This window comes from Bacillus sp. HU-1818, assembly GCF_022695965.1.
GTDB classification, from domain to species: domain Bacteria; phylum Bacillota; class Bacilli; order Bacillales; family Bacillaceae; genus Bacillus; species Bacillus atrophaeus.
Map to the genome: position 1 here is coordinate 1 of NZ_JAAPBE010000012.1, position 13280 is coordinate 13280.

General features: G+C 46.6%; 3 protein-coding genes. All 3 read left to right on the forward strand.

The genetic code is table 11. The annotated features are described in order from the left end of the window. Positions 1-4132: amino acid adenylation domain-containing protein (locus tag GXP75_RS21250; protein WP_242557805.1), on the forward strand; the 4132-nt coding region annotated here is incomplete at its 5' end. Positions 4133-4155: 23 nt separating this feature from the next. Next, entirely contained in the window at positions 4156-11889 is a 7734-nt protein-coding gene (locus GXP75_RS21255) for a non-ribosomal peptide synthetase (protein ID WP_242557806.1), read from the forward strand. A gap of 18 nt (positions 11890-11907) precedes the next feature. Further along, positions 11908-13280, forward strand: a 1373-nt coding sequence (locus GXP75_RS21260) for a condensation domain-containing protein (protein ID WP_242557807.1), incomplete at its 3' end; no start/stop codon positions are given.

Below are 13280 nucleotides of genomic sequence, written 5' to 3' on the forward strand. Positions count from 1 at the left end.
GCTCATTCGGGAATTTGGAGAATTGTACGCCGGGCGGAAGCTTGAACCGCTGCGCATCCAATACAAAGATTACGCCGTGTGGCAGCAGGACTTCAAAAAAGGCGACACATATCAGAAGCAGGAATCTTATTGGCTGAAGCAGCTCGGAGGCGAGCTGCCTGTGCTTGAACTGCCGGCGGACAAGCCCCGCCCGGCGGTGCGAAGCTTCGCCGGTGACAAGATCTCATTTACTCTGGACGAAGAAGTCACGTCCGGCCTGAACCGCCTCGCGCGGGAAAACGGAAGCACCCTGTATATGGTGCTTCTTGCGGCCTACTCAGCTCTATTGTCACGTCTCAGCGGGCAAGAGGAGATTGTGGTCGGGTCGCCGATCGCCGGCCGTCCGCATGAAGACCTTGAACCCGTACTCGGCATGTTCGTGAACACGTTGGCGCTTCGGACACGCCCGGAGGGCGGAAAGGGTTTCACAGACTATTTGCAGGAAGTCCGTCAGACAGCGCTGGAGGCTTATGAACATCAGGATTATCCGTTTGAAGAATCTGTCGAAAAACTAGGCGTTCAGAGAGACATGAGCCGCAACCCGTTGTTTGATGCGATGTTTATTCTTCAAAACATGGAACAACACGACATACATCTGCCAGAAATAGAAGTCAGACGCAACAGCTTGATTCATTCGATCTCCGTGTTTGATCTGACTTTGTCGGCCGTAGAATCAGGCGGGCAAATACAATGTGAAATGGAATTCAGCACAGATGTTTTCTTAAAAGACACGGTGGAACGGTGGAGCTCTCATTTGATCGAACTTCTGCGGTCTGTGACGACCCGTCCCGATACAGTCCTCGCACGGCTTGAAATATTGGAAGAACAAGAAAAACGGATGATTGCAGAGGGGTTCAATGACACACAAATTGAATTTTCCCAAAGTGCAGATTTGTTTCATCATATATTCGAAGCTAAGACAGTGGAAACACCGCAACACATCGCTGTTATCGAGGGAGAAAAACAAATAAGCTACCATCAGCTTAACGAACGGGCAAACCGTCTGGCCAGAACACTGAGAAGAAAGGGAGCGGGCCCAAATTACACGGTTGCTATTTTGGCAAATCGATCAATTGATGCAGTGGTCAGTATTCTGGCGGTTCTGAAATCCGGCGGCACCTATATTCCGATTGATACTCATTATCCCGAAGGAAGAATCAGGAACCTTCTTCAGGATAGCGGGGCAGTCACGCTTCTCGTTCAGCAGGATCTCAAACACCTGATTGCAGATTTGACCGGTACTGGCGTTTCACAAATTTTTTATCTAGACGATGAGTATCTGTACGATTCGGATGCGTCCAATCTGATTCCAGCGGCTGGGCCGGAAGATGCAGCATATATCATATACACGTCCGGGACAACAGGAACCCCAAAAGGAGTTGTAATAAAGAATCGAAGCTTTACTCATGCCGCTCTTGCCTGGCATGAGATCTACCAATTGGAGCGTATCCCTGTCAGGCTGCTTCAAATGGCAAGCTTTTCATTTGATGTCTTCTCGGGTGACTTGGCACGAACTTTATTAAACGGGGGCACTCTTGTGATTTGTCCGGATGAAGTCCGGCTGGAGCCTGCTGAGCTGTACGCATTATTGATTCAGCAGCGTATTACATTAATGGAATCAACACCGGCTCTCATGGTTCCTTTTATGGATTATGTATATCGCAGCAATCTTTCGCTGCCAGATTTACGCTTGCTTGTTCTTGGTTCAGATACTATCAAAGCCCAAGACTTCAAAACGCTCTCACGGCGTTTTGGCAAACAGATGCGTTTGATCAATAGCTATGGCGTGACAGAAGCCACCATTGATTCCAGTTACTATGAAGTTAATATGGGTGCCGCTGTGAACGAAGAATATGTACCAATCGGCGTACCGCTGCCAAATGTCCACATGTACGTACTCAGCAATTACGATCAAATACAGCCGATTGGTGTTGCCGGAGAACTTTGTATCGGCGGAGCCGGCGTGGCGAAAGGGTATCACGGTAAACCTGAATTGACGGAAGCCAAATTCACTGAACATCCATTTATACCTGATGAAAAAATATACAGAACAGGAGATCAGGCATGCTGGCTTCCTGATGGCACTGTGCGTTTCCTCGGCCGTATGGACAACCAGGTGAAAATCAAGGGCTACAGAATTGAAGCGGGAGAAATTGAAAGTGTACTGCTTCAGACGGGCATTGTCAAAGAGGCTGCAGCGGCAGTCCAAAAGGATACCCAGGGGCAGACTTATCTAGCGGCATATATAGTGCCTTCGGATGTTGATACGTCAGCTCTCCGTGACGCTCTGGCGAAGGAATTACCTGCATATATGGTTCCATCTCATATTATAGCTCTGGATAAAATACCGCTGACGCCTAACGGCAAAGTGGACAGAAAGGCATTGCCTGTTCCGAACGAAGGCTTGCGACAGACTTATACCGCTCCATGCACCGACAAGCAAACAATGATGGCCGGCATTTGGGAGGATGTGCTTAGTATTTCGCGCGTCGGCATCCATGATTCCTTTTTCGATCTTGGCGGAGATTCCATTAAGGCGCTGCAAGTATCAGCCAGGCTTGCTGCAGAAGGCTGGAAGATGACGATTTCAGACTTATTTCAATTTCCAACCATTCAGAAGCTGACAGATCATATTACACCGGTCGTTTCTGTAGCCGATCAGGGACCTGTTGAAGGAAAAGCTGTTCTTACGCCAATACAGCGAAGATTTTTCAGTCAGCCGGATGCGTTTCGGCACCATTACAATCAGACAGTCGTGTTATTCAATGAGATAGGGTATAGAGACGACGCTCTCCGTCAAGCACTTCGCCGCTTGGCAGTGCATCACGATGCGCTTCGCATGGTTTTTACAAAAGATCAGGCAGGGCGTATCATTCAGCATAACCGTGGGACCGGCCTTCAGGATGATGAACTGTATCATCTTCATATCACAGATTGGACTAAAGAACCGCAAGCTCTTATCCAAGCAGAAGAACAAATTGCAACAGAAGAAGCCCGTATTCAAAAAGCAATGCGGCTTGAACAAGGGCCTTTGCTCCAAGCGGGATTGTTCAAAACGGCGAATGGTGATCACCTTCTTATCGCTATCCATCATCTTGTTGTAGATGGCGTTTCTTGGCGGATTTTGCTGGAGGACCTTACAGCAGCTTATCAGCATGCGTTGGAAGGAAGAGAGATTAAATTGCCTCCCAAAAGTGATTCGTATCTCTCTTACGCAAACGCTCTTGTGCAATCAGCGGAAAGCAGAAAATTATTGCAGGAAAAGCCTTATTGGGAAAGTGTTATAAATGCACAAACGGCTGTTTTGCCCAAAGACCAGCCTAATGCTTCAGAAGGACTGCAAAAAAATTCCTGTACAGCATCATTTATACTTTCAGGCGATTGGACCAGTAAGCTGCTATTTGAAACTCAGCAAGCCTATGGCACAGATGTAAATGAACTTTTACTGACTGGATTGGGCATGGCATTGGCGGAGTGGACAGGAAACGAACAAATTGTAATCAGCACTGAAGGACACGGCAGGGAAGGACACGTTTCCGATATTGATATTTCACGAACGGTGGGCTGGTTTACTTCTGTCTATCCTGTCCTTCTTAACATGGACGCAAATCATTCAGACGATAAGCTCGCCAGCCGAATCAAAGCGACAAAGGACATGCTGAGAAGAGTGCCGAATCAAGGAACCGGCTATGGACTATTAGAATACATGACAGAAAATGAAGACTGGAACAGAGAACCAGAGGTCAGTTTCAATTATCTCGGACAGTTTAACGATATAGAGGATTCAAAGACGCTTCGAATGTCCTCTTACCAGCCGCGTTATGAAATAGCCGGCGAGCGGTACAGAGAGTATGCGTTGGACATCAATGCCATGATAATCGGCGGACAGCTACAAGTGAAAGCAGTGTACACTCAGGTGTTTCATCATAGAACCATTGAACTCTTCATGGAGAGCTTTCGAAAGCATATCATCAGTGCCATTGAACATTGTTCGGGAAAAAAGGAACGTGAAAAAACGCTGAGCGATTTCAGCAACAAAGAAATGACATCAGCAGCACTATCAAGCATCGCAAATCTTGTAAAAGATCTTTAACTTTGAAAAAAGGTGTGTGTGAGATGACGCAAGCTACAGGGATTCAAGACATTTACCCTTTATCGTATATGCAGGAAGGTATGCTGTTTCATTCATTGCTCCATGGTGACTCGAAAGCTTATGTGGAGCAGACATCGTTCACCATTAACGGAAATCTATGTATAGACTCATTTCAAAAAAGCTTGAATCTGCTGGTTTCTCGGTATGATATTTTCAGAACGATTTTTATTAAGGAGGTTCCTGACCTCTCCGGCCCGCAGCAAGTTGTTCTGACAAGCCGTGAACTGACTGTAAAAAAAGAAGACATTTCTGGCATGAAGATAAAAGAACAGCACATTTTCATTGAAGAATATAAGAAGAAGGACAGAGAAAAAGGATTTGATTTGCAAAAAGACCCGCTCATGCGGCTTACTCTTTTTGATATGGGTGAAAACAGGCATACTTGTGTATGGACACATCACCACATCATCATGGACGGCTGGTGTCTGGGCATTGTTCTGAAAGAATTCTTTCATATCTATTACTCTCTTAAAAACAGCGACCCTGTACAGCTGAGCAGTACGGTTCCCTACAGCAGATATATTGGATGGCTCGGCGAACAGGACAAGGAAGAAACGGGGGTGTACTGGGACGGCTACCTGAGTGATTACGGCCAGACAGCTTCCATTCCGCTTACGAACAACAGGAGTAAGGACGGTGTGTACGTATCGGAACAGATTCATTTCTCTCTTGATCCATCAGCCGTTGAAAAACTCACAGCCTTATCCCGGAGCTTGGGAGTGACTTTAAACACCCTATTTATGAGTATATGGGGAGTCATGCTGCATAGATACAACGCAACGGATGACGCCGTGTTCGGCTCTGTCATTTCCGGCCGCCCTTCAACGATTGACGGAATAGAATCAATGGTCGGTCTGTTTATTAACACCATTCCCGTTCGGGTGCGCGCGCACGGAGGGATATCATTTTCTTCTCTTGTCAAAGAAGTGCAAAAGGACACATTAGCATCTGAAAACCATGGTTATTATCCTCTCTATGAGATTCAGAATCGAAGCCCTCTAAAGCAGGGCTTACTCAATCACATTCTTGTGTTTGAAAATTACCCTGTCCAAATACAAAAGGCAGTCGGCGCTTGGCAGGACCAAGAAGAAAACGCATTGAAGCTTGGGGATTTTTCAATGTCAGAAGAAACCAATTATGACCTTAATGTCGTGATTGTGCCTGGAGATAACTTTTATATAAAATTCAGCTACAATGCTTCCGTGTATAAGCGGGAAGATATGCTTCGAATTCAGGGCCACTTGAAAAAAGCGCTGGATTGCATCCTGTCTGATCCGGATATTGCAGTCGAGAACATTGATATTATACCTGTCGAGGAACAAATGCTCATTCATACATTTAACAAGACGGACAGATCTTATCCGGAAAAAACGGTTTACGAATTATTTGAAGACCAGGCCGCCGAGACTCCTGAAGCGACAGCTCTTGTGCTGGACGATACGCACTGGACATATCGCCAATTAGACGAAAGGGCGAACCAGATGGCGCGTGTGCTTAAGGAAAAGGGAGCAAAACCTGGCAGCATCGTGGCCGTCATGATGCGACGGTCAAAGGAAATGGCAGCGGCTCTGCTCGGGATTTGGAAAGCGGGAAGTGCATATATGCCTCTAGATCCCGGCTATCCGACTGAACGGCTGTCTTTTCTGTTAGATGACAGCGAGACCTCTTTGCTGCTGACAGAGGATGAACTCATTTCGACTGTGCCTTCGGATTATGCCGGAGACACTGTGACAACAGAGGAAGCCTTATCACATAAAACCGATCCGCTTCCAACGTCAATACATGCCGGAAAGCTGGCCTATCTCATCTACACTTCAGGAACGACCGGACGGCCTAAAGGAGTTCTTGTGGACCACCGCGGAATTGCAAATACATTGCAATGGAGACGGGAAGAGTACGGCATGAGCGGTCAAGATACCGCGCTGCACCTGTTTTCGTATGTCTTTGACGGCTGCGTGACGAGCTTGTTCACTCCGCTTTTATCAGGTGCCTGTGTGATTTTGACAAATGACGATGATGCGAAAGATGTACTCGCAATTAAGAAAACCATAGCCAAACATCGGGTCACTCATCTGCTGATTGTGCCTTCACTGCATCGGGTTTTGCTGGAAGTTTTAGAAAAAGAAGAAGCCAAGACCCTTCGCGTTGTGACATTTGCCGGGGAGCCGGTCACCGCAGATTTACTTGAAGGCAGCCGGGAAATTTGTCCGCACACAGAATTAGCAAACGAATACGGGCCGACAGAAAACAGTGTTGCGACGACCGTGCTTCGTCATCTGAATCAGGAATCATGTATTACGATCGGGCGTCCGGTTGCCAATACCGAAGTGTGTATTTTAATGGGTAACCAATTGCAGCCGATAGGCGCATCGGGTGAACTTTGTATCGGAGGCGCAGGTTTGGCGCAAGGCTACTATAAACAGACTGAATTGTCGCAAAAAGCATTTATATCACATCCATTTCGAGAAGGAGAACGTCTATACCGGACGGGAGATGCGGCGCGCTGGCTGCCGGACGGAACATTAGAATATATCGGGCGTTTTGATGACCAAGTGAAAATTAGAGGCTACCGGATTGAATTGGGAGAAGTAGAAGCAGTTCTCCGAAACATACCGGGAGTAAAAGAAGCGGCGATCGTAGCACGTGAAACCTCTTCAGACGAACGGGAACTTTTTGCTTATATCGTTCCGCAAAAGGGAGACGGGCTTCCAGACGTACATCTTCATCTTGCTGGGAAATTACCGGCTTATATGATCCCGGCGAGTATTACAAAAATAAACAAGATGCCGTTAACTTCAAGCGGAAAACTGGACCGCTCAGCTCTGCCGGAACCGATGAACATGGCGGACTCAGCTCATACGTATGAACCGCCTCGCACGATTATTGAATCTGAATTAACCGCGATTTGGAAAAACGTGCTGAATAAGAAGCAGATCGGCATACGCGATGATTTCTTCCACTTAGGCGGGCAGTCATTAAAAGCCGCCACACTTGTATCAAGAATACATAAAAAGCTGAATATCCAGCTGCCGCTCAGCGAAGTGTTTATATATCCGACAGTAGAAAGCATGGCAGCTAAAATCGAAAGCTTAAAAGAACAAACATTTACAACAATTGCTCCAGCGCAATCAAGAGAACTGTACCCGCTGTCTTTTTCACAGAAAAGGATGTATACCCTTCATCAACTGGAGGAAAACGGTACGGGATACAATATGCCGGCAGCGCTGGAACTGCACGGAAAGCTCGATCGCCAGCGGCTGAAACAGGCTGTCACGGAACTTGTGAACAGGCATGAATCACTCCGTACTTCGTTTGTCATACACAATGGTGAGCCGATGCAGCAAGTCCATGTAAGACTGACACCGGAGTTTACCGAGCTTCAGATTGAATCAAAAAGCCAGCTAAAACAGACGATGCAGTCATTTATACAGCCGTTTGTTTTGACAAACGCACCGTTGCTTAGAGCATGCTTAATCGTTTTAGAAAATGATCATCATTATCTGTTGCTGGATATGCATCACATTGCTGCTGACGGTGTCTCTATGAGCACACTTATCCAAGAATTCACAGACCTGTACTGCGGCAAGACGCTTCATCCATTAAAGTTGCAGTACAAGGATTTTGCAGTCTGGCAAAAAGAGCAGTTTGCCCGGCAGTTATTCAGCAAACAGGAAGATTACTGGCTGAAACAGCTCAGCGGCCTGCCTGTATTAGAACTGCCGCTTGATAAAAACCGTCCGCTTCTGCCTGATTTCAGCGGCGGGACATTTGAAGCAGAAATTGATCGCGAGACTGCAGAACGGCTACATCGTATCATGTCTGAAACGGGCTGTACGTTGTATATGGTTCTTCTTGCTGCCTATTCGATTCTGCTTTCTAAGCTAAGCGGACAAAAGGATATTGTTGTCGGTTCACCTGTTGCCGGAAGACGGCATGCCGATTTGGAGCCGGTCATCGGACTGTTTGTGAATACCCTTGCGATGCGGAGCCAGCCTGAAGGAGAAAAGTCTTTCAGATCTTATTTGCAAGAAATTAAAGAAGTGGCCCTTACCGCATATGAACATCAGGATTATCCTTTTGAGGAGCTCACAAACAAGCTCGGAACTCAGAGAGAATTGAATCGCAATCCGCTTTTCGATGCGATGCTGGTGCTTCAAAGCAGTGAAGATTTTCAGTTCGAATTGCCCGGACTGGCAATATCTTCTCGCAAGCTGCCACATAAGGCGTCTAAATTCGATCTGACCTTGCACGCTGAGGAAAACAAGGAAGGAATTCGCTGCTGCTTTGAGTACAGCACCGCATTATTTGAGCACGAAACCGTTGCGCGCTGGGCCAATCATTTCAAGGAACTGGTGAGAAGTATAGCGGCCGATACAGACGTGAAGCTGGCTGATATGCAGATGCTTGGAGGCTCAGAGCAACGTATGCTGCTGGACAATATGCATCATTTATCTGACTATCCGAGAAATAAAAGTCTCCCGGATTTATTTGAAAATTGGGCAAAAGAAACACCGGAGCATATAGCAGTGGTGATGGACGATCACCGGCTGACTTACCGCGAGCTGAATGATCAAGCAGAACGGGCAGCAGCTATGCTGATGAAAAAGGGAGTACGCTCTGAACAAATTGTCGGCTTGATGGCAGAACGCTCACCCGATATGCTGATCGGAATTCTTGCCATTCTGAAAGCGGGCGGAGCCTACCTGCCGATTGATCCCGATTATCCTCAGGAACGTATCAGTTTCATGCTTAATGACAGCGGAGCAGAGATTTTGCTGACCCATGCTGCGAAAAAGAGACCTGACGGTTATCAAGGGGAAATTTTGTATATAGAAGATGCTGAGAACGAACCAGCGAGTGATGTGCAAAAACCGCCTGTCCGCGCAGAACAGCCTGCATATATCATCTACACATCAGGTACAACCGGCCAGCCAAAGGGAGTTGCAGTCGAGCATCGCAATGTAGTCAGCTTATTGAAACCTAAAGAACTGCCTTTTGATTTTGGTCCTCAGGATGTGTGGACATTGTTCCATTCATATTGCTTTGATTTTTCTGTGTGGGAAATGTTTGGCGCACTCTTAAACGGCGGCACATTAGTTGTGGTTTCAAAAGAAATAGCCCGAGACCCGAATGCTTATCGGCTGCTGCTGAAAGAAGAAAGGGTAACCGTCCTGAATCAGACGCCGACGGCTTTTTACAGTCTCATGCATGAAGAACAATCTCATGCCGATGCATTAAGCGTCCGTTACGTCATTTTCGGGGGGGAGGCATTACAGCCCGGAATGCTGCGCAGTTGGAAAGGCAAATATCCTGAGACAGACTTGATTAATATGTACGGCATTACCGAAACGACTGTCCATGTGACGTATAAAAAGCTGGCCGATACAGATATCGCAGCGAATAAAAGCAATATCGGGAAACCGCTCGCAACCCTTACAGCATATGTATTGGACGATTATATGAATTTTCAGCCGATAGGGGTCCCCGGCGAGCTGTATGTTGGCGGCGCTGGAGTAGCGAAGGGATATGTAAACAGGGAAGAGCTGACTGCGGCAAGATTTATTCCGAATCCCTATGTGCCTGGCGACAGGCTGTACCGCACGGGAGACATCGCCAAGCGGCTGCCGAATGACGAGCTTGAATATGCGGGTCGGATAGATGACCAGGTGAAAGTCAGAGGGCACCGTATAGAACTCGGTGAAATTAATGCGGCTCTTCTCGAGCATCCACTGATTAAAGAAGCGGCTGTAATTACAAGGCTTGATGGACAAGGACAGCATACCATTTATGCTTATCTGGTCTCAGAGGCAGATCGCAAACTGAAGCAATCAAAAATCCGCGCCTCTCTGAAAGCCGTTTTACCAGATTATATGATACCGGCCCGATTCATGCAGCTTGACAGCATGCCGCTCACAAGTAACGGGAAGCTTGATCAGAAGGCGCTCCCTGAACCAGATGCGGGCACCCATATATCTGATGATATTTTACCGAGAAATGACACTGAAAAGGTGATGGCTGAGATTTGGGAGGAACTGCTGGGGCTTGAGCAGCTTGGTGTCAGCGCGAATTTCTTTGAACTTGGCGGAGATTCAATTAAGGCGCTGCAAGTCTGTGCAAGGCTGAAGCAACACGGGTTTGAAACAACGGTGCGGGAACTGTTTGAGCATCAGACATTGGGCGAGCTGTCCGCGCGTGTCCGTAAAATTGAACGTGTGATCGACCAAGCGCCTGTTAGCGGTGAAATGCCCTGGACACCTGTTCAGCATTGGCTTTTTTCCCAGTCAATGACGTCAGTTCACCATTTTAATCAGTCCGTCATGCTGTATCGAGCTGACCGATTTAACAGCAGTGCTCTCAGAAAAGTTCTGAAAAGCTTGGTAAAGCACCATGACGCATTACGAATCGTCTGCCGGAATATAGAGAGCAAGCCGGTGCAGGTTAACCGAGGCATTGATCTCACTGATGAAGAGTTATATTTCTTTCAACAGTTTGATATAAGAGATGCTCATGCAAAAGCAACTGATCATCCGGCCGGTCTGTCAAGTGAGGAAAAGAGACGGATTGCAGAGATCGCAGATCGTATCCAGCAAAACATTCAATTGGAAACAGGTCCTCTGCTTCATGCCGGTTTGTTCCGTGCTTCAGACGGAGACCATTTGCTGCTCGCTATTCATCATCTCGTTATCGATGGTGTATCTTGGCGAATTTTGTTTGAAGATTTCGAGATTGGATATGAACAAGCGCTGGCAGGAAAACCAATCGTTTTCCCGCAAAAAACGGATTCTTTTCATGATTATGCCCATCAATTGGCTGCCTTTTCAGACACACGCGGGCTTTTCCGTGAAATAGATTACTGGACAGAGCGTGAAAAACAGCATGTTGAACGCCTTCCTAAAGATTATGCCGTGTCATCTAATAAGCTCAAAGATACCAATGTAATTGATTTCGAGCTTTCCAGACAGGACACAGAGAAGCTGTTAACATCCGTCAACAAGGCTTACACCACTGATACCAATGATATCCTGCTTGCCGCTTTAGGGCTTTCCTTACAGGAATGGACAGGCTATGATCATCTGAAAATCAGCATGGAAGGACACGGCAGGGAATCATACCTTGATAGCATTGATCTAAGCCGAACAGTCGGGTGGTTCACTTCGATTTATCCGGTTTTGCTTGATATGGATGTTTCTGAACATACCGATGAAAAAGAGCGGCTGGGCTACCATATTAAACGTACGAAAGACATGATGCGCCGCATCCCTCATAAAGGCGTCGGCTACGGAGTTCTAAAATACGTAAGCGGTATTTGGAATGAGGCAGGGAATATTTCAAACAGCCCTGAAATCAGTTTTAACTATTTAGGCCAGTTTGATCAAGATATACAAATGAATTCGTTTGAAGTTTCTCCGGTTCAAACAGGAGACGAGATAAGCCCGGATTGGGAGCGCCCTTATATTCTTGATATTAGCGGCGCCGTTTCGTCAGGATGTCTGAAAATGCACATTGTCTATAACCGTTATCAATATGAGGCGCAGACGATCCAAACATTCGCCGGACATTTTAAACGTATTCTCGAAGACATCATAAGGCACTGTGCGGCTAAAGAAAACCGCGAATGGAGTGCTGCTGATTTCAGTGATGAGGAGTTAACGCTAGAAGACCTCAGTGAAATTATGGGAGCCGTCAATAAATTATAGAAAAAGGAGAGGCGCTACATGTCGCAACAATCCGAAATTCAGGATATTTATCCCCTGTCATTTATGCAGGAGGGCATGCTTTTTCATTCGCTGTTGGATGAACAATCAAGAGCCTATTTTGAACAGGCATCCTTTACCATCAACGGAAGGCTAGACTTGGAACGATTCCAAAAAAGTATGGATGCCATTGTTGGCCGATATGACATCTTTCGTACAACTTTCATTCACAAAAATGTAACTAAGCCTAGGCAAGTCGTGCTCAAAAGCCGTCCATGCCGCGTTCAGTTTGAGGATATTTCCCATCTTAATAAGTCAGATGAAGAGAAATATATCGAAACCTTCCGGCAACAAGATAAGTCCAAAGGCTTTGATCTGCAAACAGATGTCCTTATGAGGGTATCCATTCTAAAATCGGCACCTGAGCGCTATGTCTGTATTTGGAGCCATCACCATATTTTGATGGACGGATGGTGCCTCGGCATTGTCATTAAAGATTTTCTCCACATGTATCAGGCCCTGGGCGAAGAGCGCCATCCTTACCTTCCTCCGGTTCAGCCGTACGGAAAATATATCAAGTGGCTGATGCGGCAAGACCGCGAAGAGGCGGCAAAGTTTTGGAAAGAGCGGCTTCAAAATATTGAAAAGACCTCATCCTTGCCAAGAAAAAGCGTTCAAACATTAGATGGAAAATTACAGCAGGCTGTATTTACAATCTCGGAACACCAAACCGCTGGATTACAGCAAATTGCAACAGCTTCCGGGGCGACGCTGAGCACGGTTTTTCAAGCGTTGTGGGGACTGATGCTGCAACGATTCAATAACAGTGGCGATTCTGTGTTCGGTTCTGTAATTTCCGGCAGACCAACGGAGCTTGCAGACGTGGAGGGCATGGTCGGACTTTTTATCAATACAGTTCCCGTTCGCGTTCAAAGCGGAGCTCTTTCCTTCTCGGATCTGGTCAGGCATATGCAAAAGGAGTTACTGAAAGCAGAAGCTTATAGTTATTTTCCTTTGTATGATATTCAAGCGCAAAGCACACTCAAGCAGGAACTGATTGATCATATTATCGTATTTGAAAATGTGCCGACACAGCAGGAAATTGAGGGATTGAACCAGACCGGGGCGTTTGATTTTTCGGTGGAGGACTTTTCGATGACTGAGGAAACCAACTACGGGTGCAGTATAAAAGTCATTCCGGGAGCCTCTTTATATGTACGGATCAATTTTCATACGGATTTGTATGACACCAGCATGATGGAAGAGATCGAAGGGTATATGCAGCAAATGATTGCATCTGTTATCGCTGACCCCGATATACGCGCTTCACAGATTCCATTGCTAAATGAAAGCAAAACACGGCAAATTGTTTCTGAATTCAACAAAACAGATCC